The sequence below is a fragment of the Pseudomonas sp. R4-39-08 genome (genome assembly GCF_003852275.1).
Taxonomy (GTDB): domain Bacteria; phylum Pseudomonadota; class Gammaproteobacteria; order Pseudomonadales; family Pseudomonadaceae; genus Aquipseudomonas.
The window spans coordinates 573110-599051 of record NZ_CP027733.1 but is presented as its reverse complement, the minus strand read 5'-3'; the positions used below and the strand labels follow the sequence as shown (position 1 = coordinate 599051).

General features: G+C 61.3%; 22 protein-coding genes and 1 riboswitch. Of the genes, 10 read left to right on the top strand and 12 right to left on the bottom strand.

Annotation, left to right across the window (positions count from 1 at the left end; genetic code table 11):
- Positions 1-22: 22 nt before the first annotated feature.
- Positions 23-631, bottom strand: coding sequence for a YqiA/YcfP family alpha/beta fold hydrolase (locus C4J88_RS02485; RefSeq protein WP_124361003.1), 609 nt, complete (start codon positions 629-631; stop codon positions 23-25).
- 222 nt (positions 632-853) lie between these two features.
- Between C4J88_RS02485 and C4J88_RS02480 the strand changes: the two genes are divergently transcribed.
- The 3 genes from C4J88_RS02480 to C4J88_RS02470 all read left to right on the top strand — a co-directional run bounded on the left by C4J88_RS02480 (position 854) and on the right by C4J88_RS02470 (position 4382).
- On the top strand, positions 854-1774 hold the full coding sequence (locus C4J88_RS02480; RefSeq protein WP_124365608.1) for a LysR family transcriptional regulator: 921 nt from the start codon (positions 854-856) through the stop codon (positions 1772-1774).
- Between the two features lie 222 nt (positions 1775-1996).
- Positions 1997-3313, top strand: coding sequence for an MFS transporter (locus tag C4J88_RS02475; protein WP_124406136.1), 1317 nt, complete (start codon positions 1997-1999; stop codon positions 3311-3313).
- Positions 3314-3398: 85 nt separating this feature from the next.
- Positions 3399-4382 carry a M14 family metallopeptidase gene (locus C4J88_RS02470; protein WP_124406135.1) on the top strand — a complete coding sequence of 328 codons (984 nt, stop codon included), beginning with the start codon at positions 3399-3401 and terminating at the stop codon, positions 4380-4382.
- 15 nt (positions 4383-4397) lie between these two features.
- Here the strand turns inward: C4J88_RS02470 and cpdA are convergent, their stop codons facing one another.
- The 3 genes from cpdA to C4J88_RS02455 form a co-directional block, all read right to left on the bottom strand.
- Positions 4398-5210: a 3',5'-cyclic-AMP phosphodiesterase gene (gene cpdA / locus C4J88_RS02465; RefSeq protein ID WP_124406134.1), complete on the bottom strand. Its 813-nt coding sequence runs from the start codon at positions 5208-5210 to the stop codon at positions 4398-4400.
- Positions 5211-5306: 96 nt separating this feature from the next.
- Positions 5307-5756: a DUF1249 domain-containing protein gene (locus tag C4J88_RS02460; protein WP_124360998.1), complete on the bottom strand. Its 450-nt coding sequence runs from the start codon at positions 5754-5756 to the stop codon at positions 5307-5309.
- A complete protein-coding gene (locus tag C4J88_RS02455) occupies positions 5747-6364 on the bottom strand; it encodes an NUDIX domain-containing protein (RefSeq protein WP_124360997.1) in 618 nt (205 codons plus the stop codon). The genes C4J88_RS02460 and C4J88_RS02455 overlap by 10 nt, the downstream gene beginning before the upstream one ends.
- 194 nt (positions 6365-6558) lie before the next feature.
- Here C4J88_RS02455 and C4J88_RS02450 point away from each other — a divergent pair, with 194 nt between their 5' ends.
- Positions 6559-7305: an RsiV family protein gene (locus C4J88_RS02450; RefSeq protein ID WP_124406133.1), complete on the top strand. Its 747-nt coding sequence runs from the start codon at positions 6559-6561 to the stop codon at positions 7303-7305.
- Here the strand turns inward: C4J88_RS02450 and cytX are convergent.
- Together cytX and thiC are read right to left on the bottom strand one after the other, a co-directional pair.
- A complete protein-coding gene (gene cytX, locus C4J88_RS02445; protein ID WP_124406132.1) occupies positions 7274-8563 on the bottom strand; it encodes a putative hydroxymethylpyrimidine transporter CytX in 1290 nt (429 codons plus the stop codon). The two genes, C4J88_RS02450 and cytX, sit on opposite strands and share 32 nt — an antisense overlap.
- A 134-nt stretch (positions 8564-8697) precedes the next feature.
- Positions 8698-10602, bottom strand: coding sequence for a phosphomethylpyrimidine synthase ThiC (thiC, locus tag C4J88_RS02440; RefSeq protein WP_124402873.1), 1905 nt, complete (start codon positions 10600-10602; stop codon positions 8698-8700).
- 148 nt (positions 10603-10750) lie between these two features.
- A riboswitch (TPP riboswitch) is annotated at positions 10751-10856 on the bottom strand.
- Positions 10857-11051: 195 nt separating this feature from the next.
- Between thiC and C4J88_RS02435 the strand changes: the two genes are divergently transcribed.
- The gene (locus tag C4J88_RS02435) at positions 11052-12491 is read left to right on the top strand and encodes a TolC family outer membrane protein (RefSeq protein WP_124406131.1); all 1440 of its coding nucleotides are present in this window, start codon (positions 11052-11054) and stop codon (positions 12489-12491) included.
- Between the two features lie 124 nt (positions 12492-12615).
- On the opposite strand, the gene waaA is transcribed toward C4J88_RS02435, so the two are convergent.
- Both waaA and C4J88_RS02425 read right to left on the bottom strand, forming a co-directional pair.
- Entirely contained in the window at positions 12616-13893 is a 1278-nt protein-coding gene (waaA, locus tag C4J88_RS02430; protein ID WP_124406130.1) for a lipid IV(A) 3-deoxy-D-manno-octulosonic acid transferase, read from the bottom strand.
- Between the two features lie 23 nt (positions 13894-13916).
- A complete protein-coding gene (locus C4J88_RS02425; protein WP_124406129.1) occupies positions 13917-14807 on the bottom strand; it encodes a LysR family transcriptional regulator in 891 nt (296 codons plus the stop codon).
- A 103-nt stretch (positions 14808-14910) separates the two neighbouring features.
- On the opposite strand from C4J88_RS02425, the gene C4J88_RS02420 reads away from it, so the two are divergent.
- Genes C4J88_RS02420 through C4J88_RS02405 form a run of 4 tightly spaced genes read left to right on the top strand, consistent with a single transcriptional unit; the run spans position 14911 to position 18293 of the window.
- Positions 14911-15246: a multidrug efflux SMR transporter gene (locus C4J88_RS02420; RefSeq protein WP_124369364.1), complete on the top strand. Its 336-nt coding sequence runs from the start codon at positions 14911-14913 to the stop codon at positions 15244-15246.
- 55 nt (positions 15247-15301) lie between these two features.
- Positions 15302-16477 (top strand): FAD-binding oxidoreductase, encoded by a 1176-nt coding sequence (locus C4J88_RS02415; RefSeq protein ID WP_124406128.1) that lies wholly within the window; start codon positions 15302-15304, stop codon positions 16475-16477.
- Positions 16474-17286 (top strand): aldo/keto reductase, encoded by an 813-nt coding sequence (locus tag C4J88_RS02410; protein WP_124369362.1) that lies wholly within the window; start codon positions 16474-16476, stop codon positions 17284-17286. The genes C4J88_RS02415 and C4J88_RS02410 overlap by 4 nt, the downstream gene beginning before the upstream one ends.
- Positions 17287-17327: 41 nt before the next feature.
- A complete protein-coding gene (locus C4J88_RS02405) occupies positions 17328-18293 on the top strand; it encodes a metal ABC transporter ATPase (RefSeq protein WP_124365597.1) in 966 nt (321 codons plus the stop codon).
- Between the two features lie 24 nt (positions 18294-18317).
- Here C4J88_RS02405 and hldE read toward each other — a convergent pair whose 3' ends face one another.
- Positions 18318-19742: a bifunctional D-glycero-beta-D-manno-heptose-7-phosphate kinase/D-glycero-beta-D-manno-heptose 1-phosphate adenylyltransferase HldE gene (gene hldE / locus C4J88_RS02400; protein ID WP_124369361.1), complete on the bottom strand. Its 1425-nt coding sequence runs from the start codon at positions 19740-19742 to the stop codon at positions 18318-18320.
- Between the two features lie 209 nt (positions 19743-19951).
- Complete coding sequence (gene msbA, locus C4J88_RS02395; protein WP_124365595.1) at positions 19952-21757, bottom strand: lipid A export permease/ATP-binding protein MsbA; 1806 nt, start codon at positions 21755-21757, stop codon at positions 19952-19954.
- A 158-nt stretch (positions 21758-21915) separates the two neighbouring features.
- Here msbA and C4J88_RS02390 point away from each other — a divergent pair, with 158 nt between their 5' ends.
- Positions 21916-23781 carry a bifunctional O-antigen ligase/aminoglycoside phosphotransferase family protein gene (locus tag C4J88_RS02390; RefSeq protein WP_124406127.1) on the top strand — a complete coding sequence of 622 codons (1866 nt, stop codon included), beginning with the start codon at positions 21916-21918 and terminating at the stop codon, positions 23779-23781.
- A gap of 109 nt (positions 23782-23890) precedes the next feature.
- On the opposite strand, the gene C4J88_RS02385 is transcribed toward C4J88_RS02390, so the two are convergent.
- Together C4J88_RS02385 and C4J88_RS02380 are read right to left on the bottom strand one after the other, a co-directional pair.
- The gene (locus C4J88_RS02385; protein ID WP_124365593.1) at positions 23891-24772 is read right to left on the bottom strand and encodes a glycosyltransferase; all 882 of its coding nucleotides are present in this window, start codon (positions 24770-24772) and stop codon (positions 23891-23893) included.
- Positions 24769-25917: a glycosyltransferase family 4 protein gene (locus C4J88_RS02380; protein WP_124406126.1), complete on the bottom strand. Its 1149-nt coding sequence runs from the start codon at positions 25915-25917 to the stop codon at positions 24769-24771. Before C4J88_RS02380 ends, C4J88_RS02385 begins: the two co-directional genes overlap by 4 nt.
- Between the last annotated feature and the right edge of the window lie 25 nt (positions 25918-25942).

Below are 25942 nucleotides of genomic sequence, written 5' to 3'. Positions count from 1 at the left end.
TTAAAAAAGTAACCCGCGATTTTTACAGTGACGAAAAATCGAAGGATTGATACTGATCTGCGCCAATGCCGGCAAAGCTCAACAGTGCCGGCAATTGCTGGGCGAACCCTTGGTAACCATGGTCGCCACCGGCCTGGATGCGCAAGGCACAGGCCCGGTAATACTGCTGGGCCAGGCGATAATCCAGGGTTTCATCCCCGGTCTGCAACCACACCTGATAACGCGCGGCGTCTTGAGGAGCCGGCACTTCCAGCTCGGCCAGCGCTGTGACGTGATCGTGGGTCAATTCCCAGGTTTCATCGGTGTAGAGGTTCTTCTGGGTGCCCAGGTAACCGTCAAACATCCGATGGGGGCTGACCGCCGGGTTGACCAGCAGCGCCTTGAGGCCATGGCGTTCGGCAAGATGGGTTGCATAGTAGCCGCCGAGTGAGCTTCCCACCAGCAGTGGCCGACCCAGTTGCGCGATGGCTTCCTCCAATTGAGGAATCGCCTGACGCGGGTGGTGATGCAGGGCCGGTACACGCAACTGGTCGGCCAGGCCGAGGCTGTCCATCACGGTCATCAACTGGCTGGCCTTGTTGGACGCCGGCGCGCTGTTGAAACCGTGGATATACAAGATTGATGCGGACATGCCGGGCTCTCCATGCTTGCGCCAAAGAGGCGCAGTTTACAGGTAACAGCGGGGTCGTGGGTGCAGCCCATCGCCGCTGGCGTTACTATCCGTTCCACGCCCCTTAAGCACCTGATCGGCTGCAAACTGCTCATTTTTTGATCAGTGCACTCTTTCTTCATTGCTTGTGGAATTCGCCGGTACTGGCGGCGCGTTAAATAGGTTGCCGAGCGGGAAAACAGCATGCAACTGGAATGGCTTGAGGACTTTATTGAACTGACCCGCACCCGCAGCCTGTCGCGCGCGGCGGAAAATCGGTGCGTCACGCACCCCGCGTTCGGGCGCCGTATCCGGGCGCTGGAAGAATGGGTCGGCACGCCATTGATCGAACGTACACAACCGGTGTCACTGACCCCTTGCGGCGTACTGTTTCTGGATGCTGCAACCCAATCGCTGGAACTGCTGACCGCCGTCAGAGCGCAATTCAAAGGTGGCCCCCTGAGCCGCGATGAACCCGTGCGTATCGCCACCGGGCGAACCCTGGCCTGTGACTTCTTCCCCGACTGGTACGAGTCGCTGCACCCGCAATTGGGCAGTTTTGCGGTGTCACTGCTCACCAGCGGTGCGCAAGAGGCCATCAGCCGGCTGTCGGCTGGCGAAGTCGATCTGCTGCTGAGCTTTTCCAGCCCGCTGACCCAGTCATTGATCGACCCGCAGCGTTTTGACTCTCGAGTGCTGGCAAAGGAGCAATTGCTACCGGTCAGTGCGCCGGACGCTCAGGGCCAACCGCGCCAGCAGATAGCCGCAAGCAGTAACGCCCTCCCCATTCCCTGGCTGGCCTTTTCACCTTCCCTTGCGCTGCGCGGCGTGCTGGCGCAGCACCTGGAGCGACTGCCACAGCGCCTGGCGTTGCGGATGGTTTACCAAGCCGATTCCTATGATGCGATTCTGGAAATGGCCAAGCGTGGCAAGGGCCTTGCGTGGTTACCGCAGATGGTCGTCAACGATGCGCTGGCGTCGGGCGAACTGCTGATTGCAGGCGGCGCCGAGTTTTGCGTCAGCTTCGACGTCTCGCTGCATCGGTTACGCGATAACCAGAGCGAGATGGTGATGAAGATATGGGAAGCGTTGGCAGCGTTTGAAACGCTGCCGCCCCCCTCATAATCGCCCGTTTTTCCGCTTCACCACCGCTACCAGCCGCGGCTGGCCTGGCCCGTGCCAAAACAGCTCAAACCTGTGCCAAATCAGCAATTGCCGCTACACCGCTATTGATTCACTTTCATCCGGGCTTTCACCCATAACAATTAACGCTTTCGATCTCGCCAGGCCGCGTAGCAGCTTGGGCGAATCCGAATGCCAAACGTGAAATACACCCGGGGCACACCCATGACCGCTCAATCACCCGTCTTACCCTCGGCAACGACCCCAGCCCGACGAGGCCCATGGAAGGAAATCATCGCTGCCAGTTTCGGCAATGCGCTGGAGTTCTATGATTTGTTGATCTACGGCTATTTTGCAGTCGTCATCGGCAAACAGTTTTTCCCCTCCGATAACGAAACCACCTCACTGTTGCTGGCCGTGGGCTCATTCGGTATTTCCTTTCTGATGCGTCCGCTAGGCGCCATTGTGCTGGGTTCCTACACCGACAAAGCCGGGCGAAAAGCCTCGCTGACACTGTCGATCATGATCATGTTGCTCGGCACCGCAATAATCACTTTCGCACCCACCTATGAACAGATTGGCTTGGCCGCGCCGTTGTTGATCATCGTTGCGCGCATGCTTCAGGGGTTCTCCACGGGCGGTGAGTTCGGCGCCGCGACGGCGTTTATGGTCGAACACGCAGACGCCAAGCGCCGGGGCTTCTTTGCCAGCTGGCAACTGTCCACCCAAGGGCTGGCAACCGTCCTGGCAGCGGGCGTCAGCGCGATCCTCAGTTATGTACTGTCGGATGTGCAGTTGAACGAATGGGGCTGGCGCGTCGCATTCGGTTTCGGCCTGCTGATCGGGCCGGTGGGCTATTACATTCGTACACAAATCGATGAAACCCCGGACTTCAAGAAAACGCTGGCCAGCAGCACGGCCAAAACCCCGCTGCGAGACGTCTTGATCAAGGGGCATGTCAGCCTGCTGCTGGCTATCGGTGTAGTGGCCGGTGCGACCGCATTCAATTATGTCCATAAGTTGTACATGCCGATCTACGCGTTCAAGCAACTGAACATCGCCGCCACGTCTTCTTACCTCGGGGCGCTGATGACGGGCGTGACGTTAATGCTGATGGCGCCGGTATTTGGCGGGCTTTCAGACCGCTACGGACGATACCGGGTACTGACCATTGCGCTGTTGATTACCGGGTTTTCGTCTTACCCGATGTTCGTGCTGCTCAACACCTTCCCCAGCTTCACCACACTGCTGATCGTGCAAGCCCTTGTTGGCTTGTTGATCGCAGCCTGCCTGGGGCCGATTCCAGCGATGCTTTCCGACATTTTCCCGACCAGCATTCGCGGCACGGGCCTGGCGCTGAGCTACAACTTTTCCGTCACCCTGTTTGGTGGTTTTGCGCCATTGATCGTGACCGCGTTGATCGAAGCCAGCGGCAGCAAGCTCGCACCGAGCTTTTACGTGATGGGGACCATCTTGATCAGTGTCGTGTCGATCGTCTGCCTCGGCCGGCGCATGCGCGGTACGCAACCTTCGGCCAGTTGAGCCGGGCCCTTATAAAAGCCAGCTTCCCATGATTGTCGCGCCCTATCTGGCGACACGTCTAAACGTTGGTCTATCGGAGACAGAAATGAAAACCTTAGAGCAAGTGCGTGCATCCCTGAAGCCATATCCGGTTGAGGTTAACTTCCCCGACCTCAGCCCATGGAAAAACGGTAATGGCGGGATCGACTACGTTTACAGCTTCGACAGCGGCGAACCGGGGCCGCATGTTTTGATCATGGCATTGACCCATGGGAATGAAGTCAGCGGAGCCATCGCGGTAGACACCCTGTTACGCAGCGGTATCCGTCCGCGCAAGGGCCGCTTGTCACTGGCGTTCGGCAACGTTGAGGCCTATCAACGCTTCGACCCGCAAAACATCGACGCGTCCCGCTTCATTGACGAGGACATGAACCGTGTCTGGCTGCCATCCGCACTGGACGGCGAGCGAGAGTCTGTCGAGTTGTGCCGCGCCCGTGAGCTGCGACCGCTGATCGACGACGTCGATTTTCTGCTCGATATCCATTCAATGCACGAAGAGTCCCCACCCCTGATGATGTGCGGGGCGTGCGCCAAAGGCCTGGCATTTGCAAAATCGTTGGGTGTACCGGCCACCGTCGTCGCCGACGCCGGCCACGCCAATGGTCGACGCATGCGTGACTACGGCGGGTTTGGTGACGCCAAAAGCACCAAAAACGCGCTGCTGATCGAAACAGGTCAGCACTTTTCAAAAAAGAGCGAACACGTCGCCCTCGATATAGCCGCTCGTTTCCTGGTGGCGACTGAAACCGTCACCGGGGCTGACGTTTCGAGGTTTCTAAGCCGGGACCAGCCCGTTGCCCAGCACTGTTTGCAGGTCACCGATCCGGTGATCGCGAACAGCATGGACTTCAGTTTTACCGATGACTTCCGTGGCCTGGAACGGATCGCTCACGCGGGAACAGTGATCGCCCGAGACGCCGAACGCGAAATCCTCACGCCGTATGACAACTGCGTGTTGATCCAACCCTCGCTGCGACACTTGGGGCAAGGCGTTACCGTGGTCAGGTTGGCGAAGGCGCTGGACCTATAGCCGCGCCGTCGGTGGTCAATAGCCGTTGCTGCCGTAGTCCACCTGGAACGCGAAGCCTTGGAGCCTTTCTACGCCGGTATCCAACCGCCCGTCGGCATGCAGGCGCAGCCAGCGATAGCCCGGCGCTTGCTCGCTGACCTTGAAGTGCTCACTGCCGGGTGCGAACTGGATGCACGTGGACGGCGAAGCCAGCAGACGTACACCGTTACGCTCGCGGTCGATTTCCTGGTGCACATGGCCCCAGAGCACCGCCTTGACCTGCGGGAAGCGGTCGAGCACGGCAAACAACGCATCGGGGTTGCGCAGGCCGATAGGCTCCATCCAGGCACAGTCGATCGACACCGGGTGATGATGGAAGCACACCAGATGATGCCGGTTCGGCGCTTCGCTCAAGGCCTGGGCGAGTAATTGCAGTTGCTGGTCTTGCAGGTAGCCGGGCACGGAGCCGGGTACGGCGGAGTCCAGCAGGATGATGCGCCAATTGCCGACATCGACCACCGGCTCCAGCAGGTCGCTGTGCACGGCAGCCTGGGCCATGACTTGCGGCTCATCGTGGTTGCCGGGAATCCAGCGCGCGGGAGCACCTAGCGGCGCAGTCATATCGCGAAATTGCTGGTATGACGCCAGCGTGCCGTCCTGGGACAGATCCCCGGTGGCCAGCACCAGATCGATAGACGGCTGCTGTTCGCGGACCAATTCGATCACCCGCTGCAGGCTCTCGCGGGTATTCATACCCAGCAGCGTTCCGTCGGCCTCGGCAAACAGATGGCTGTCGGTCAGCTGCACCAGCAGCACAGCGTCAGGGTTCACGGCGGATACGCTCGGCAAGGCGCTCTCCTAGCAATCACAGGAATAGATAGTTGGGGCAATTATGCTAGGGCAGGACACAAAGAGGAAATCTGGACAAACGGACACCGTTCACATCTATCGCACGACTTCGAACTCATGGCCCAAGGCCAGGCAGTGGCTCAACCATTCGCCAAGGAACACATTGAGCTGGGCTTTCTCATCGGGCTGGTGCATGAACACATTCGGGTAAGGATAGATGCTGCGAAAGCGCCGTGCATGTTCGGCGCTGATCACTTCGGCCATGCGCGCATCGTGGTACACCTGCACTTCCAGCTGCGGCACCGGCAGCCACGGCAGGCTGTGTTCCTGGCGCACGCGCAGGGTGGTGGTGTACGGGCAATTGACGATGACTTCCAGGGCCAGCACGCCGAGCATCTGGTCGCCGTGGGTCACGGCAATGCGCCGCGCCTCGGGCGCGTGGCGCATATCGGGGAGCAGGCGCATCAGCCGCGCATAGTTGGCCTCGCACGCGGCTTGCAGCCCGATCAGGTCAACTCGATAACGTTCCCGTGCCTTTACTGCCATAACCCCCTCACTTCCGCGCGATTAAGCGCAAGCCATTGCAGGGCGATAATGCTGGCTGCGTTGGAAATCTTACCGTCGCGTACCGCCTGCAAGGCATCTTCGAATGCCCAGGTGGTGACGCGGATGTCTTCTGCCTCTTCTTCCAATCCATGGATACCACCCGCCTGGGAGCTGTCGCAACGGCCCAGGTACAAGTGGACAAATTCGGTGCTGCCGCCAGGCGAGGGGAAATACTTGGTGATCGGCCACAGCGCGGAGAACGTCAGCCCAGCTTCCTCCTCGGCTTCGCGGTGTGCAACCTCCTCCGGTTGCTCGTCCTTGTCGATCAGGCCGGCGACCATTTCCACCAACCAGGGGTTGTCGGTGCGGCCCATGGCGCCCACGCGGAACTGCTCGATCAGCACCACTTCATCGCGCTGCGGGTCGTAGGGCAGCACGCACACCGCATCATGGCGCACGAAGACTTCACGATTGATCACGCGGCTCATGCCGCCGTCGAACTTCTCGTGGCGCAACTGCACGCGATCGAGCTGGTAGAAGCCCTTGTAGGCAGAGTCGCGCTGAACAATCTCGATTTTATTCGGCGTCGACTTCGTAAAATCCGTCATATCCTTCCTCGTCATAAGCCGTGCAATGGGCGCCATCCTAACGCGCCCATGCAGGTCGGCGCAGCCCCTTTCCGGTTGCCGGGATAGACGGCGGGCGTCAAACTCACTCTAATCAGTCTAGTGGCGAACTGGCGGCCCTGTTGGCAGTCCAAGCGCTACTCTTTTCGCTTTCCATCGATTTACGAAGGACACACATGTCGCTTTTAAAAATCGCCTCCGTGGCTTGCATTGCCTTGACCCTGGGTGCCTGCCAGAGCCTGTTCCAACCCAGCCAGCTCAAGCCGCTGGACGTTACCACCGACAAATCGGAGCAAACCAAACCCGGCTGCGGCAGCCCTGACTGCCCGCTGGTGAACATCGATACCGTGCATTTCCCCGCCGACCCGCAACTCGACAGCCTGGTGGAGCAGCGTTTGCTGCAAATGACCCGCACCAGCCCCGGCGCCAGCGTACCGGCAACCCTGAATGCCTACCGGGACAAGTTCCTGCGCGAATCCCCCGACCGCCACAGCATGTATTTGCAAGCCAAGGTACGCGAGCAGCATGACGCCCTGGTGATCGTCGAAGTGTCCAGCTACCTGGACACCGGCGTGGCCCACGGTGAGCCTGGCCGCGGGTTCATCAACTATTCACGTGTGCTGCATAAAGAGCTGGGCCTGGCCGACATGCTGTTGCCCGGCCAGGAGCAGGCCTTCTGGAATACGGCAAAAGTTGCCCATAACAGCTGGTTGATCAACACCAAGATGGACCGCGATCCGGAGTTCGTGAAGAACTGGCCGTTCCAGAAAACCCCGAACGTGGCCTTGACCAGTGGCGGCGTGGTGCTCAAGTACAACGTGAGCACCATCGCCCCTTATGCACAGGGGTTGATCGAAATCACCATCCCCTATGCGCGCCTTACCGGTGTGATCAAGCCTGAGCTGATGCGCGCGCGCCACTGACCGCCCGCCCCAGGATGAACTGCAGCAGCCCCGCCAGCAGCAATGCCGGCAGGGTTGCGCCGATATCCGGATAGAGGTTGGCCAGCAGATGATAGGTAGCGATGCCGCCCAGCCAGGCCACCAGCGCCGGCCAGTGCAGCAGGGTCACCGCGCCCTGGCGCCGATGGCGCAGGATGAAGTGATCCACCAGTACCACGCCGAACAGTGGCGCAAATACTGAACCGATCAGCAACAGGAAGTTCTGGTATTGCGCCAAGGGCGCAAAGCAGGCGATCAGGGTGCAGAGCACACCGATAGCCAACGCCAGGTGCTCGACCTTCAAGCGCAGCAGAATCCCGCTCGACACCGCTGCCGAGTGAATATCGGCAAACGCGTTTTCCGACTCGTCCAGCAGGATCAGCAACAGCGGAATACCCAGGCCGGCACCAGCCAGGGCCAGCAGCAATGCATTGACCTCACCGCTTGGCGCAAATGCCAGGGTGTAGGCCACCCCCAGGCTCATCAGCCAGAAATTACCCACAAAGAACCCCAGCGCAGTGCCGCCGAACACGCTTTTGGCGCGCTTGCCGAAGCGTGAGTAGTCGGCAATCAACGGCAGCCAGGACAGCGGCATGGCGATGGCAATGTCGAAGCCCACCGCAAACGGCATCGAGCCATCACCGGCCTGGGCCCACAGGGCAGCGAGGTCGGCCTTGGCGAACAGGTTCCAGGTCAGCCACAGGCAGGCCGCAAGCAGCAGCCAGATACCCCATTTGCGCAGGATCTGGCGCACGAAGGTCAGCGGGCCGCTCACCGCCAGCAAGGTGGCAAGGCCGCCGAAGAACAGCGTCCACAGCAAGGGGCTCGCCAGCAGGCTGCCTTCGCTGAACGCTCTTGTGCCCAGCAGACTGGCGGCATCGCGCATCACGATGATTTCGAACGAGCCCCAGCCAATCAATTGCAACAAGTTCAACAGCGCCGGCAGGCTGGCACCCTTGGCACCGAGGCTGAGCTTGAGTGCGGCCATGGCGGACAAGCCGGTGTCGCTGCCGATCACACCGACGGATGCCAGCAACAGCACGCCCACCAGGGTGCCAAGGAAGATGGCCAACAATGAGCCGGACAAACCCAGGCCAGGCGCCAACAGCGCGCCGGTTTGCAGGACCATCAGGCCGATGCCGAGGGAGAACCACAGGGAGAACAGGTCGCGGGCGCCGAAGACGCGCTTGTCGGTGGGCACCGCGATGTCGGGGGAGTAGGTACTCGGTTGAATGTTCAAGAGGGGTATCTCTGAGGGGCTGATCGTTCCCACGCTCTGCGTGGGAATGCCGCTTTGGACGCTCTGCGTCCGCCTTTGTGACGCGAGCGTCACGGGATGCATTCCCACGCGGAGCGTGGGAACGATCATGGGTTTCAGACTTTTTTGTACAGCTGACTGCCTTCCTGCTTGAACCGCTCCGCCTGCTCCGCCAGGCCCTTGGCCACGTCCACATCCACCGCTTCAATGCGCTGGTTAGCCGCGTACTCACGCACTTCCTGGGTAATTTTCATCGAGCAGAATTTCGGCCCGCACATCGAGCAGAAATGCGCGACCTTGGCCGAATCCTTCGGCAGGGTTTCGTCGTGATAGGAACGCGCGGTGTCCGGGTCCAGGCCGAGGTTGAACTGGTCTTCCCAGCGAAACTCGAAGCGTGCCTTGCTCAGCGCGTTGTCGCGTATCTGCGCACCCGGATGGCCCTTGGCAAGGTCGGCAGCATGCGCCGCGATCTTGTAGGTGATGATGCCGGTCTTCACGTCATCCTTGTTCGGTAAGCCCAGGTGCTCCTTGGGCGTGACGTAGCAGAGCATGGCGCAGCCGAACCAGCCGATCATCGCCGCGCCGATACCGGAGGTGATGTGGTCATAGCCTGGCGCAATATCGGTGGTCAGCGGCCCGAGGGTGTAGAACGGCGCTTCGTCGCAGCACTCCAGCTGCTTGTCCATGTTTTCCTTGATCAACTGCATCGGCACGTGGCCCGGGCCTTCGATCATGGTTTGCACGTCGTGCTTCCAGGCGATCTTGGTCAGCTCGCCAAGGGTTTCCAGTTCACCGAATTGCGCGGCGTCGTTGGCGTCGGCGATCGAGCCAGGGCGCAGGCCGTCGCCGAGGGAGAAGCTAACGTCATAGGCCTTCATGATTTCGCAGATCTCATCGAAATGCGTGTAGGTGAAGTTCTCTTTGTGGTGGGCCAGGCACCACTTGGCCATGATCGAGCCGCCACGGGACACAATGCCGGTGACGCGCTTGGCGGTCAGCGGTACGTAGCGCAACAACACGCCGGCGTGGATGGTGAAGTAGTCGACGCCCTGCTCGGCCTGTTCGATCAAGGTGTCACGAAACAGCTCCCAGGTCAGGTCTTCGGCGGCGCCGCCGACTTTTTCCAGGGCCTGGTAGATCGGCACAGTACCGATCGGCACCGGCGAGTTGCGGATGATCCACTCGCGGGTTTCGTGGATGTGCTTGCCGGTGGACAGGTCCATCACCGTGTCCGAACCCCAGCGAATACCCCAGGTCAGTTTCGCCACTTCTTCTTCAATGGACGAGCCCAGCGCGCTGTTGCCGATGTTGCCGTTGATCTTCACCAGGAAGTTACGGCCGATGATCATCGGTTCCAATTCGGTGTGGTTGATGTTGGCCGGGATTATCGCGCGGCCACGGGCGATTTCTTCACGCACAAATTCAGGGGTGATGATCTTCGGTACGCTGGCGCCGAAGCTGTGACCGGCGTGCTGTTGGTCAAGCAAGCCACTGGCGCGGGCTTCTTCAAGCTTCATGTTTTCGCGGATGGCAACGTATTCCATCTCGGCGGTGATGATGCCCTTGCGCGCGTAGTGCATCTGCGTGACGTTGGCCCCGGCCTTGGCGCGGCGCGGGTTCTTTACATGGGCGAAACGCAGGGCGGTCAACTCGGCATCGCTCAGGCGCTGTTGACCGAAGTGCGAACTCAGGCCCGACAGGCGCTCGGTGTCGCCGCGAGATTCGATCCAGGGCGAGCGCACATCGCCCAAGCCTTTGCGCACGTCGATGATCACGTTGGGGTCGGTGTACGGACCGGAGGTGTCGTAGACCACCACGGGCGCGTTGATTTCGCCGCCGAAATCGGTGGGCGTCACATCCAGGCTGACCTCGCGCATCGGCACACGAATGTCCGGGCGAGTGCCTTGTACGTAGATTTTCTGCGAGCGGGTAAACGGCTGCACGGAGCCGGAGTCGACCTTGGCCGATTCACTCAAGTGCACGGTGTTTTTCAGTTTTGTACTTTTTATTTCTGTGCTCATCACGGGCTCTCCAACTCTCCAGGCGGTGGATGTTTGTCGGAGCGAACCTGTGACGGACGGAGGCACTGGAACCAGTGCTGTGCTTGGCGCACGAGGGCTGTTCGATTGTCGAACAACTTCCCGGACGAAGCACAAGAGGACTCGCCGGGGGACGAGAAATCTTGTTCCCTACGCAGGCGCTAACCTGATCAGGTTCAACGGGATCCGGTATTTACCGATCTCAGCCTTCCAACAAGGCACCCCGACAAGAACGCGGCCAGTCTAGACCATGGCGTGGGCAAATTGCCAATGGCGCCGCATTGGGCATGATAAATGGCGTGATTGCAGGATTGTTGTGCCGCGGTCCGGCCACTACACTCGGGAGCTGCCTCAAGGCTTGACGCTCCAGTTGGGTCACCGTAGCCTTGGCCAATAAATTATCATCGTAATATTTACTCAGGGATCGACTCATGCTGCGCAAACTTTCACTGGCAGTTGCCGTGTCTTGTGCGACCCACACAATGGTCTGGGCAGCTGAAGCGCCCTTGTCTGCCAGGACCGACCTGGTCAGCGTCTATCAGGAAGCGGTGGACAACAACGCTGATCTGGCCGCCGCACGCGCCCAGTACGGCGCGCAGAAGGAAGTAGTGCCCCAGGCTCGCGCCGGGTTGCTGCCGAACCTGACCGGCGGCGTTGATATCAACAACGTACGCACCCAGATCGACACGCCGGCCGCCACCGCCAATCGCGATGCGCACTCCTGGCGTGCAACCCTGAGCCAGCCGCTGTTCCGTGCCGACCGCTGGTTCCAGTTGCAAGCCGCCGAAGCCACCAACGAGCAGGCGGCGCTGCAGCTCTCGGCGACCGAACAGAACCTGATCCTGCAGAGCGCCGAGAGCTACTTCGCCGTGCTGCGCGCCCAAGACAACCTGGCCTCGACCAAGGCCGAAGAAAATGCCTTCAAGCGCCAGTTGGACCAATCCAATGAACGCTTTGATGTGGGCCTGTCAGACAAAACCGACGTGCTGCAATCCCAGGCCAGCTATGACACGGCACGGGCCAACCGTATCCTCGCCCAGCGCCAGGTGGAAGACGCCTTCGAGGCGCTGATCACCCTGACCAATCGCCAATACAATTCGATCCAGGGCATTGTCCATACGCTGCCGGTGTTGCCACCGCTGCCGAACGATGCCAAGGCCTGGGTCGAAACCGCCGGCCGCCAGAACCTGAACCTGCTGGCCAGCAACTACGCCGTCACCGCCGCCGAGGAAACCCTCAAGCAGCGCAAGGCCGGCCACGCGCCGACCCTGGACGCGGTGGCGCAGTACGAAAAAGGCGATAACGATGCCCTGGGTTTCAGCAACCCGAATGCGTTCGGCACGCCCTATCGCGGTGACGTCGAACAGCGCACTATCGGCCTGCGTCTGAACATTCCGATCTACAGCGGCGGGCTGACCAGCTCTCAGGTCCGTGAGTCCTACTCGCGCCTGGGCCAGACCGAGCAGCAACGCGAAGGCCTGCGCCGCCAGGTCGTGGAAAACACCCGCAACCTGCACCGCGCGGTGAATACCGACGTGGAGCAGGTACAGGCGCGCCGCCAGTCGATCATCTCCAACCAGAGCGCGGTGGAAGCCACGGAAATCGGCTATCAGGTGGGCACGCGCAATATCGTCGACGTACTCGACGCCCAGCGCCAGCTCTACGCGTCGGTGCGCAATTACAACAATAGCCGCTACGACTACATCCTCGACAACCTGCGCTTGAAGCAGGCTGCGGGCACGTTGAACCCAGGGGATCTGCAGGACCTGACGCGCTACCTCAAGGCCGACTACAACCCGGACAAGGACTTCCTGCCACCGGACCTGGCCAAAGCCGCCGCCGAGCAATTGAAGGCCCGCCCAGGTTCTTGAGAACACTGCAAAACCAATGTGGGAGGGGGCTTGCCCCCGATGACGAAGTGTCAGTTAAAACCATTTAAACTGACAGATCGCTATCGGGGGCAAGCCCCCTCCCACATTTTGGATCGGTGTTGGGTCAGTGACTTATCAGTCTGTCCAGCCCATCCAGCAAGCGCTTAAGCGCGCCCTGGTTGGCCTGCATCACCTTCAATCCCGCCTGCGCCATCCTGCGCGCATCCTGCGGCAGCTCGAACAGCTGCCGCACCGCCTCGGCCAAGCCGTCTGCATCATCCACCTCACGCAATGCTCCGGCGTCGCGCATCATCGCGGTGATTTCCAGGAAGTTGAACAGGTGCGGCCCCATGATCACCGGCTTGCCCAGCGCGGCCGGCTCCAGCGGGTTGTGCCCACCGGTCGGGACCAGGCTACCGCCGACAAAGGCGCTGTCGGCCAAGGCGTAGAGAAACAGCAACTCGCCCATGGTGTCGCCGAGCAACACTGAGGTGTTTGCGGTGACCGGCTCGCCACTGGAACGACGTACCGTGGCAAAGCCCTGCTGCACGCAACGCTCAAAGGCCGGGTCAAAGCGTTCCTGGTGACGCGGTACCAGAATCAGCAAGGCGTTGGGATAGCTGGCAAGCAATTGGCGATGGGCCGCAAGCACGACTTCGTCTTCACCTTCGTGGGTGCTGGCGGCGATCCACACCGGCCGCTCGCCGGCACCCCATTGTTCGCGCAGGGCAGCGGCGCGGGCCGGCAGTTGCGGGTCGACGGTCAGGTCGAACTTGATCGAGCCGGTGACTTCAACGGTTTCAGGACGCGCGCCGAGGCTGCGAAAGCGTTCGGCCTCGGTCTCGGTCTGCACCGCAATCAAGTTCATTTGCGCCAGCATCGGCGCGGTCAGCCTGGCAAACCGGGCGTAGCCCTTGGCCGAGCGCGCCGACAACCGCGCATTGGCCAGGGCCACCGGAATACCGCGCTGGGCGCAGGCGTGAATATGGTTAGGCCACAACTCGGTCTCCATGATCACCGCGAGCCTAGGCTGTACCCGGTCGAGGAAACGCTTGGCGGCGCAGGGCAAGTCGTACGGCAGATAACAATGTTGAATGCGCGGTTCATTGGCGAACAGCGCCTGGATGCGCTCGGAACCGGTGGGCGTCATGCAGGTGACGGTCATCGGCAGCTGCGGATAACGCTCCAGCAGGGCGCGGATCATCGGCGCGGCGGCAATGCTTTCGCCCACCGACACCGCATGCACCCAGATGCCGCCGGGCTGCATCACCGGCAAGCCATAGGAAAACCGCTCGCCCACGCGCTTGGCATAGGCCGGCGCCTTGCGCGCGCGCAACCATAGACGTAAAGCCACCAACGGCAGCGCGAGGTAAAACAGACAGCTGTAGAGAGTTCTATTCATGGCGGCGGAGTTTATCGGCTTTTTCAGTCGATCGCCTGCAGGCACTCGGCAAAACGTTCAGCCAAAAAACGCGCGGCGGGCCCAAGGGGCTCATCGCGGCGCCACACCAGTTCAACCACCAGCGCCGGCGGGGTCCATTCGCTGTCCAGTTCAACCATCTGTTGCTGGTAGGTCGGGTATTGCACGATATGCCGTGGCAACCACGCCCAACCGAGGCCGCTCATCAGCCATTCGGCCAATACGTAGAAGCTGTCGGCCCGCCACACCAGCGGGCTGGCGGCTTCGCTGCCGGGGTAGACGCTGGTCTGGGTCGACATCAGCAACTGGCGAAACTGCGCCAGTCGTTGGCAATCCACGTACTTTTCCTTGGCCAATGGGTGATTCACACCGCACACCGTGACCATTTCCACACTGCCCACCACCCGCCGTTCGAGGGCTTCGGGGATCTGGTCGTGGTAGAACAACAGGCCCAGGTCGGCCTGGCGTTCCACCAACTTGCGCGCCACATCGCCCTGAGCGGCGCTGGACAGCTGCACTTCAAGCAACGGATAGCGCACGGCCAGCGCTTCCAAGCTGTCGAGCACCGGCTGGAACAACATCGCCTCGTCCTGGGCCAGGCGCAGGCACGCTTCCTCGCCACGGGTCAACGACAACGCCCGTCCCGTCAGGCGCTCGCACTGGCGCAGCACTTCGCGCGCCTCCTCCAGCAGTACACTGCCGGCTTCAGTCAGGCGCGGCTGGCGGCCGCTGCTACGCTCGAACAGGCTGACGCCGAGGTCCGCCTCCAGCATCGCAATAGCGTTGCTGATGGCCGATTGCGCCTTGCGTTGCCCGCGCGCCACGGCAGAGAACGAACGCTGCTCGGCTACGCTGACAAACAGGCGCATCTGTTCCAGATCCCACTGCACGCTCATGGCTGAACCTATCTTGAATTCGGATAGGTAATGACTTTACCCCATCTGTTGAACCTCTAGAATGCCGACCTTATCAAACGAGCTTCACCTTGAGGAACGCACCATGAACGCCGCCTACTGTTACCTGGCCATCGCCATCTGCTCGGAAGTGATCGCAACCGTTTCCATGAAAGCCATCAAGGGCTGGAGCACGCCGATTCCGCTGTTGCTGGTGATCGTCGGTTACGGCGTGGCGTTCTGGATGCTTACGCTGGTGGTGCGCACGGTGCCGGTGGGCGTGGCTTATGCCGTCTGGGCGGGGATGGGCATCGTGATGGTCAGCGTTGCAGCGCTGTTCATCTACGGGCAGAAGCTGGACATCCCGGCCATGCTGGGGATGGGCCTGATTGTGCTGGGCGTGGTGGTGATTCAGCTGTTCTCGAAAACCGCCGGTCACTGACCGCCACTCAACAGCCTGTATACTGCGCCTCTTGTCTTGAACATTGAGGTCGCCGATGCCATCCGTTATTTCCACCGACGTTCTGATTGTCGGCGCCGGGGTTGCCGGCCTCTGGCTCAATGCGCGCCTGCGCCGCCAGGGGTTTTCCACGGTGCTGGTGGAAAGCGCGACCCTGGGTGGTGGGCAAAGTGTGAAGTCTCAGGGGATCATCCACGGCGGCGCGAAATATGCCCTGCATGGCGCCCTCACCGGCGCCTCCGAAGCAATTGCCGACATGCCGCGCCGCTGGCGTGAAGCCCTGGCCGGCACTGGCGAGCTGGACCTGTCCGGCGTGCGCCTGCTTTCTGAAGCCCACTACCTGTGGTCCCCCGGCACCCTCGCCGGTAATCTCACCAGCTTTTTCGCCAGCAAGGCCGTGCGTGGTCGCGTCGATCAGGTCAAGGGCGACGAACTACCCCCGGCGCTGCAAGATCGCCGCTTCAAGGGCAAAGTCTATCGCCTGGCGGAGTTGGTAGTGGACGTGCCGAGCCTGATTGAACGCCTGGCGCACCTGGCCGGTGACGGTTTGCTCGCAGGCGAGCACATCGAACCACTGCTCGACGGCAACACGCTGGTCGGCTTGAAGGTTGATGGCCGCGACATCCGCGCCCAGCGCATCGTACTGAGCGCTGGCGCCGGCACGGCGGAGTTGCTGGCGGCCCTGGGCTTGAGCCAGCCGGCGATGCAGACCCGCCCGCTGCACATGATCATCGCCAAAGGCCCGGGCCTCATGCCGTTGTATGCCCACTGCCTGGGCGGCGGCACCAAGCCGCGCCTGACCGTGACCACCCACCCGGCCGCCGACGGTAACTGGGTGTGGTACATCGGTGGCGATATCGCCGAGGCCGACGGCGTGGCACGCACGCCGCAAGAGCAGATCGCTACCGCCCAGAAAGAGCTTGCCCAGTTGTTGCCGTGGATCGACATGAGCCAGACCCAGTGGGCCACCCTGCGCGTCAACCGCGCCGAGCCACTGCAATCGGGCCTGACCCGTCCCGACAACGCCTTCGTTGCCGAACAGGGTCGCCTGTTGGTGGGGTGGCCGACCAAGCTGGCCCTTGCACCGGACTTCGCCGACCGCGTGATCAACAGCCTGGAACGCGATGGCATCCGCCCAAGCGCCAGCGCCCCCCTGCCCGAGCTGCCAAAGCCTGCTATCGGCCAACCCGCCTGGGAGCAACTGTTGCCATGAGCCTGCCAACCCTGCACGACCTGCATCGCCCCCTGGGCAGTACCGGCTTGCTGGTGTCGCCACTGGGCCTGGGCACCGTCAAGCTGGGCCGTGACCAAGGGGTGAAATACCCCAGCGGCTTCAAGATTCCGGATGACGACGAGGCGCGGATGTTGCTACGCCAGGCGCGCCAGCTGGGCATAAACCTGATCGACACCGCGCCCGCCTACGGCCGCAGCGAAGAGCGCCTCGGGCCTCTGCTGCGCGACCAGCGCAAGGATTGGGTGATCGTCAGCAAGGTCGGTGAGGAATTCGAAGCGGGCGTTTCCCGCCACGATTTCAGCGCCGCCCATACGCGGATGTCGATCGAGCGCAGCCTGAAAAGACTTGAAACGGATTTTATCGACCTGGTGCTGGTGCACTCCGACGGTAACGACCTGCATATCCTCAACGATTGCGAGGTGTACCAGACCCTGGCGGCGCTGAAAAAAGAGGGCAAGATTCGCGGTTTCGGCTTCTCCGGCAAGACCGTTGAAGGCGGTGTGAAGGCGCTGGAACAGGGTGATTGCGCAATGGTCACTTACAATTTGAACGAACAAGCTGAAAAAGCCGTCATTGAATACGCGGCGGCCCATGGCAAGGGCATCCTGGTGAAAAAAGCCCTGGCCAGCGGCCACGTGTGCCTGGAGCCTGGAATGGATCCAATTCAGGCCAGTTTCATGTTGTTGTTTGCGCAAACGGGCGTCGCCAGTGCTATTGTCGGGACCATTAATCCGCTGCACCTGGCCCATAACGTGGCAACCGCTGCCCGAGTCATCCGTCAACTCTGATGCCGCCCACGCGGCCGACCCCGTCGCAAAAAGGAGCCGACATGCCGCGTACGCTCATAAGAAAGAACCCGAGCAACTTCAAGACACTGCCGCTGCACGTAGAAGCCACCCCAGAAGGCCTGAGCTACCAGAGCGTCGGCATGCCGCTCAACTTCGCCCAGACCCTGCAACGGCGCAAGCCGGTCGAGGTGCCCGACGCAGAACGCTTCACTCTGGAGCTGGCGAACCTCGGCGTCTCGGTGCGTCTGACGCTGCACTGGCAAAACAAGGATTACTGGGTACTGGTGCGCCAGCGGCGCCAGGATCGCGGCGATGTGGTGCTCAAGCTGATCTCCGGCTACGTCCCGGCCCATGAACTGAACCTGCCGCTGCATACCGCCATCCAGGAAATTGCCGAAGAGTGCTTGCTGGAAACTCCGGAAGGCTGGCTCGGCGGGCGCTTCAACGACACGTGGCTGCCGGCGCCCTACTCCGCCGCGCTGCATTACCGTGAAGCCCTGCCGTTTCGCCTGAGCCCGCTGTCCGGCGCCGCGCGCCCGGTGCGCTGCGCGACCACCCAGTTGATCGAGCGCCCACGGGCCTATGTGCACCTGCCGACGGCGTCACTGCAGCTGATTTACGATCTGCGCCTGGAAGTGCCGAAGGAGGCCAAGTCGCTGAGCCTGTTTCATGTGGATGAGCGCCTGGAAGGTGACCAACTGGTGGCGCGCCTGGATCGACAGCGTCCGGATCTGTACTTGATGCCGCTCAAAGACGGCGAGCCGCTGGCCGAGCTCTACACGGTCAAGAAAGATCAGTTGTACCCGGCGAGCACGCGTGGTTTGTACCTGGCCGAAAGCTTCGCCCAGCAGGAGGGCTGGCTGGTGCGTGATGAGCGGATTCGCTGGAAGGACTGGCTGCGCCAGCAAGGCCTGGCAGAACCGGAAAAAGAGTCGAAGCTTAAGCGCTTGACCGGCAAGGCGCAGCAGATGCTGCGCAAGATCGTGCCGAAGAAAACCAGCCGCTAGGCGCGAGCCCAGCGGCTACAGGCTTTATTCGTTATTGCGGATTTTCTCGACGATCGCGGTGGTCGAGCTGTTTTCCACCAGCCCCAACACTTTGACCGTGCCGCCGTAGGCACTGACGATGTCCGCACCCACTACCTGGTCGACGGAATAGTCACCACCCTTGACCAGCACGTCTGGCTTGACCTGGGCCAACAGGTTTTCCGGGGTGCCTTCAGAAAAACTGATCACCCAGTCCACCGCACCCAAACCCGCCAGTACCGCCATGCGCCGGTCGACGCTATTGATCGGGCGCCCAGGGCCTTTCAAGCGGCTGACGGACGCGTCATCGTTGACCGCGACGATCAGGCGATCGCCCTGGGCGCTCGCTTGCTCAAGATAAGTCACATGGCCGGCGTGCAGGATGTCGAAGCAACCGTTGGTGAAGACAATGCTTTCGTTGTGGGCGCGAGCGTCGTCAATCGCCAACAGCAATTGCTCGAGCCCCAGCACCCCGCGTTCCGAGCCTTCGGAGCGCTGGATGGCGCGACGCAACTCGGGTGCGCTGATGGCAGCGGTGCCCAGCTTGCCAACCACGATGCCCGCCGCCAGGTTGGCCAGGGCCACGGCGTGGGGCAGCTCCTCACCGGCGGCGATGGACGCGGCCAGGGTGGAAATCACCGTGTCACCGGCGCCGGTGACGTCGAACACTTCTCGCGCACGCGCCGGCAGGTGCATCGCCGGATGGCCTGGACGCAGCAGGGTCATGCCGTGCTCGCCACGGGTCACCAGCAGGGCACCAAGCTCAAGATCGGCCATCAGCGCCGCGCCCTTGCTCACCAGCTCGTGCTCATCGGCGCAACCACCGACGACGGCTTCGAACTCGCTGAGGTTTGGCGTGATCAGGCTGGCGCCCCGATAAATCGAGAAGTCCTTGCCCTTGGGATCGGCCAGCACCGGAATGTTGCGGGCCTTGGCGGCCTGGATCAGCACCTGGTGGTTCTTCAAGGCGCCTTTGCCGTAGTCAGACAACACCAGCACCTTGATGCCTTCGAGCAACTCCTCTACCTGGCTATTGAGGGCCAGGGCGTCGGTGGCGAAGGGTTCTTCGAAATCGATGCGCAGCAATTGCTGGTGACGGCTCATGACTCGCAGCTTGACGATGGTCGGCTGATGAGCGATGCGCTGGAATAATGCGCGCACGCCCGCCCCGCGCAGGCTGTTGGCCAGGCTGTCGGCCGCTTCGTCGTCACCGGTCACACCCACCAGAGAGGCCGGGGCGCCGAGCGCGGCAATATTGAGGGCGACGTTGGCAGCGCCACCTGGACGGTCTTCGATTTGCTCGACCTTGACGACCGGTACCGGCGCCTCAGGGGAAATCCGTGAGGTACCACCATGCCAGTAACGGTCGAGCATGACATCGCCGACCACCAAGACAGGGGCTTGATTGAATCGCGGCATGGACAACTTCATGGAGCAACCCACATACAAAATGAACAGGGGCGCGATATTAGCACAGGGTTTGCGCTGGCTTGCGACTGGCGCGACGCCGAATATAGCGCAGGGCAAATGTGGGAGGGGGCTTGCCCCCGATGGCGCTGTATCAGCCAGCACTTCTGCAAGCTGACACTTCGCTATCGGGGGCAAGCCCCCTCCCACAGTAGATGTGTGCGTATTTCAGATCAGGTGATATCGGCCGGTACCGGCGCATCCAGGCCCATGGCATGCAGGCGGGCGTAATAGCCGTTCTGCGCCAACAGTTCGCCGTGGGTGCCGCGCTCGACGATCCGACCGTCGTCCATCACCAGGATCAGGTCAGCCTTTTCGATGGTGGACAAGCGGTGTGCGATCACCAGCGTCGTGCGGCCCTGCATGACCTTGTCCAGCGCGGCCTGGATATGCCGCTCGGACTCGGTGTCGAGGGCCGAGGTGGCTTCGTCGAGAATCAACACAGGCGCATTCTTGAGCAGGGCACGGGCGATCGCCAGGCGCTGGCGTTGGCCGCCGGACAACAGCACGCCGTTCTCGCCGACCTGGGTATCGAAGCCCTTGGGCAACTGGTCGATGAAGTCCCTGGCGTTGGCATCTGCCGCCGCCGCCTCGACGTCTTCGCGGGGCGCGCCGGCCAGGTCACCGTAGGCGATATTGTTGGTCACGGTGTCGCTGAACAGGGTCACGTGCTGGGTCACCTGGGCAATGTGCTTGCGCAGGTTGAGCAGCTTGTAGTCTTCGATCTCGATGCCGTCGAGCAGGATTTCACCGCTTTCGTGGTGATAGAACCGCGGGATCAGGCTGGCCAGGGTCGACTTGCCACTGCCCGAGCGCCCCACCAGGGCGATCATCTGCCCAGGCTCGGCGGTAAAGCTGATGTCCTTGAGCACATGGCGCTCGGTGCCCGGGTAGGTGAAGTTCAGGTTGCGCACTTCCAGGCGGCCGCTGACTTTTTCACGCTCGAGGGTGCCGTGGTCGACCTCCACCTCTTCGTCCAGCTGTTCGAAAATGCTTTCGGCACCGGCCACGCCTTTCTGGATAGTCGAGCTGACTTCCGACAGTTGGCGGATCGGTTTGGGCAACAAACCGGCCAGGGTGATGTAAGCCACCATGTCACCGGCCGACGCATCGCCTCGCAGGTACAGCACCAGGAACATCAGCACCGCCATCGCGGAGTAGATCACCAGTTGCAGCGCCGGCGTGTAGATCGCCCCGGTGCGGGTCATGCGCAATTGCTTGTTGGTGTTGCTCTGGCTGGCCTTGAAGAATCTTTTTTCCTCGTAGACCTCGCCACCGAAGCTGCGCACCACGCGGTAGCCCTGGATGGTTTCCGAGGCGACGTGGGTGACGTCACCCATGGCCACCTGGATCTTCTTGCTCTGCTTGCGGAATTTCTTGCTGGCCGTGCTGACCATGACCGCAATCAACGGCAGGATGGCGATCATCACCAGCGTCAGGCGCCAGTTCATGAACAGCAGCGAGGCGAACAGGAATATCACTGTCATGCCTTCGCGGATCACCACCTTGATGGCATCGGTTGCCGCCCCCGTGACCATGGTCACGTTGAAGGTGATGCGGGAAATCAGGTGGCCGGAGTTATGGTTGTCGAAGTAACGGTTTGGCAGCGTCAGCAGGTTGTTGAACAACTGCACGCGCAAATCGTGGACCAGCCCCAGGGAGACCTTGGCCAACAGGTAGTTGCCCAGGAATGAGCCCAGGCCTTGCCAGGCCGCGATCAGAATGATCAGCAGCGGCACCGCCTGCAGCAGCTGCAGGTCGCGCAGGAAAGGCACGGTCGGAAACAGCACGGCTTCGGGGTTGGACAGGCCGTCGACGAAGTATTTGAGGATGTAACCCAGCATCGGTTGGGTCGACGCGAAAATCAGAAATCCAAGGATACTCAACGCGAACAAGCCCATATAAGGCTTAACGTAACTGAGCAGGCGGAAGTATATTTTCAAGCTCGAAGGGCTTGCGCTCGGACTGGAGTCGGTCATATCACGCGGCGTTTTGAAAAAGGAGGCTGACTTTAGCACAGCTTCTCTGTTGTACTTGCACCCGGCGTAACCCGCAGCCCGGTTGGATCAGACGGGCGACATTACATAGCCACTACCTTAAGATGGTCGGCTTTCTCTTTCTGGAATGGCTTTATCGTATGCACTCAAAGCGCCTTATCTATGGCTCAAATCGCGTTTTCGACTTCCTGGTCCTGTGGATTTTGCCTGTTGGCTTGCTGTTGCTCTTGAGTGCGCTGTTCTTTGTCGGCAACCGTAACGTACTGCACCGGGTTTTCTACATCCTGTTCAGCGTGCCCACCTTGTTGCTGTTGTGCATGCGTCCCCGGGAACTCAAGGACCTGTTGCGCGAACCTATCGCTCTGGCGTTCCTGGCGTTCTGCGCCTGGGCCTTGACCAGCCTGCTCTGGAGCCCCGAGCACAGCACCGACACCGATTTTTTCAAACGTCCGCTGAACACCTTCATGCTGTTTGGCGGCTGCGCGCTGCTGCTGCATTACCGCAACGAGTTGCTCAAGCCGATTTTCTTCGGCGCCGCAGTGATTGCGCTGGTGGTGTGCCTGGCCAACCTGATGGCGTTCGCCAAGGGCTACCAACCTGGCACGCGCATGATCGGCGGCCTTGGCGCCCTCGACAATCCGCTGCTCAGCTCTCACCTGTTCGGCTTTTTCACGGTGTATTGGCTGTACGTGTGCATGACGACCCAGCGCCTGAAAGTGTTGTGGTTCAGCGTGCCGGCCCTGGCGATCATGACTATGGCGGTGCTGGCAACCGGCTCACGTACCCCATTAGTGGCGTTGATACTGGCGATTGGGTGGATGGCTTTAATCAGCCGCAACCGTCGTTCGGTGCTGCTTATCGCCGGTACGGTGGTGGGAGCGGCCGTGCTGGTAGTGTTCTATCCCGAATGGATTATTTCGCGCGGCAGCTCGTTCCGCCTGGAGCTATGGAGCATGTCGCTGCAGCTTATCGCCGAGCGTCCCTGGATCGGCCATAGCTATAATTCCGAGCTGTACCTGACATTGGCAGACGGCTACCAACTGCGCGAACCCCACAGCTTTGCCCTTGGCGTGCTCTATTACGTCGGCATCATTGGCTTCATCCCGTGGATATTCATGCTCGGCTGGGCCCTGTACAAGAGCCTGCAGCAACGCGCGCAACCGCTGTTTATCCTGGCATCGTCGCTGCTGGCCTACGGCATCGGTGCCGGCCTGACCGAAGGCGGTGGCATCCTGTCGCGACCCAAGGAGCATTGGTTCCTGCTGTGGATCCCGCTGGCAATCATTGCCGGCCTGAGCGTCGCCCAGCGCCACCGCAGTCTGCTGCGCATGCCTGTGCAATCGATCAAGCCTCAGGCATTCGACCAGCTGTGCAGCAATGCCCATGTAATCGAAGCCGATGGCCTCGGGCCAAAGGTCTTGCGCCTGGAAGATGGCAGCTTCCTCAAGCTGTTCCGCCCACGCCGCTGGTACACCTCCGGTAGCTTCAACCCGTATTCCGAGCGCTTTGCCAGCAACAGCGAGCAATTGCGCACCCTGGGCATCCCCGCACCGCACATTCTCGGGCTCTACTCCCTGCCCGATGCCAGCAGCGCCGTGGCCTACACGCCCCTGCCCGGCCTGACCCTGCGCCAGGCCCTGCAAAGCCTGGACAGCAGCCTGCGCGAATCGCTGGTCGAGCGTTTTGGTCGGTTCATGGCGCAATTGCATGAGCGCGGCGTGTACTTCCGTTCGCTGCACCTGGGCAACGTGTTGCTGATGGACGACGGTGAGTTCGGCCTGATTGACGTCGCCGACCTGCGCATCTTCCCGTCGCCCCTGCGCTACGCATTGCGCCAGCGTAATTTGCGCCACATGCAACGCTATCCGCAGGACCGCAACTGGCTGTTCGAAACGCACTTCGAGCAACTGGTGAAGGGCTACGCAACCGTTGCGAGCCCAACGGCCACTGCGAAAATTCGCGAGCAGGTACAGAGCCTGGCCCGTCCAGTCGATAAGCATCTGTAGGAGCGAGCTTGCTCGCGAAGATCGTCAACGATAACGCGGGCATTCAGGGTGCCCGCAGTGTCCTTGAGTTTTTCGCGAGCAAGCTCGCTCCTACATGGGTCGCGCCGTTTCAGCTTTTGAGCGGTGCCAGGTAGAGCCGCACCAACCCGCGCAAGGTTTTGCGGCCCCAGAACTTCAGCGGAATCTGCTTGAGAATCTCGCGCGCCAGCGGCCGGTCGCGCTGGGCGGTCTTTAAGAACATCGAGTTCAGGAAGTTGTAGCGCACCGCGTCATAGGCCGGGTGGTCGCTGAACTTGGCGTAGGTCTTGAGGATGTTCTGGATCATGTAGCGGTGGTTCTTGTAGGTGTTGCTGCCGTGCTGCCGATACTGCGCCATCACCACGTCAAGGGCGTCGATGGTGTAGCCCGCCGCCGTGATCTTCAATTGGATCAGCAGGTCCTCGAGGGGAATCTGCGGGTCGAAACCGCCGACCTCCTCGAGCACGTCCCGACGAATCAGCATGGTGGGCGCCGGTGGGAACGGCTTGCGGTCCATGAACATGTCGTCAAAATCGAGACTGCGAAACGGCACATCGCGACGTTGCTTCTTCTCCGGGTGCAGGTTGCCATCGCCATCGATCAGCTCGATGTTGCCGGCGCACATGCCCACCTTCGGCTTGCCCTCCATATACGCCACCTGAGTGGCGATACGGTCCGGCAGCATGATGTCATCCGAGCCGAACGGTGCGATCAGGCTGCCCTTGGCGCGAGCGATCGCGCCGTTGAGGGTGGCGCTGAGCCCCTGGTTCTGTTGCACCTGGAAATCAAAGCCATGCTCGGCCTGCAGGCGCCGGATGCGCTCGACACTGTCATCCTTGGAACCATCGTCGACCACCAGCAACTCGATATGGGGGTAGGTCTGCCCCAACACGCTGAGGATGCTCTGCTCGATGTACCGGGCATGGTTATAGGAAGCAATGATCACCGAGACCAGGGGTTGCTGCTGATTCATGCTCTACCTACTTCACGCAAACCGGTTTCAATCAGGGTCAGGTACTTGTGCTTGAACTCGTCGAGGGTGTGGTTGGCTTCCAGATAGCGGAACACCTCTTCACCCTTGGCGCGCAGCTGCTCATCGCTCAGCGCCAGATAGGTATCCAGCGCCTCGGCCAATTGCTCGACATTGCCAGGGTCATGGGACAAGCCGCCCGCGCCCTGCACCAGGGGCAGCATCGCAGGGCCGTTGGACGCAATCACCGGCAAGTGGCCGCTCATGCCTTCCAGCAGCGCAAGGCCCAGGCCTTCGAACAGCGATGGCATGGTCCAGATGTCGAAGCCGCGCACGTACTTCATGCCGTCTTCGCGAAAGCCCAGCAAATGCGCACGGCCCGTCAAGCCCAGGCGCTCGATGTCGGCGCGCAGATCGGCTTCGGCACGCCCGGAACCAATGATGCCCACCTGCGCCTCAGGGTATTTGTCCTTGAGGGTGGCAAAGGCTTGCAGCAAATGGGTGTGGCCCTTGATCGGCACCAGGCGGCCGAGGGCGCCGATCATGCGCGCGTCCATCGGCAGGCCCAGGGCTTGGCGGGCGTCCTCGCGGGACAGTTGCAAAGCTTCTGCCTGGGGAATATCGATCGCGTTGGTCACATAGGTGGTGTTCTCGCGGGTGAACCCGCAGTTGAGGTCCACCAGGTAGTCCTTCACCGCCTCCGACACACCGACGAACCGCCAGGCCGGGCTGACCCAACGCCGGGTCTGGCGCCGGCGATAGCCACGGGCATACTCGCCGAAACCGTGGGAGATGCCGATGCACAACGGGATCTTCAGCCAACGGTTGAGCGACAGCATCATGTTCACCGATTTGAAGCGGTTACAGATGACCACGTCGAATTTCTGCTCGCGGCAATACTTGTAGATCTGCCACATGGCGCCAAAGCGGATGCCCTTGAGGGACTTCTCCGGCAACTCGAAATAGTGGGAGTGCTCGGCCACGCTCAAGGGCTGGCCTGGCTGCGGACGCCCACTGAGAAAACCGGAGGTCACCTCGAAACGCTCAACCGGCAGGGATTTGACGATCTGCTCACCCAGGTCGGCGAAATCATGGGTCTTGACGTTGTAGTCCGGCTGTAACTGCAAAACCTTGAAACGCGGCTTCATAACTCTCCATGCAGCGATCTGGCTA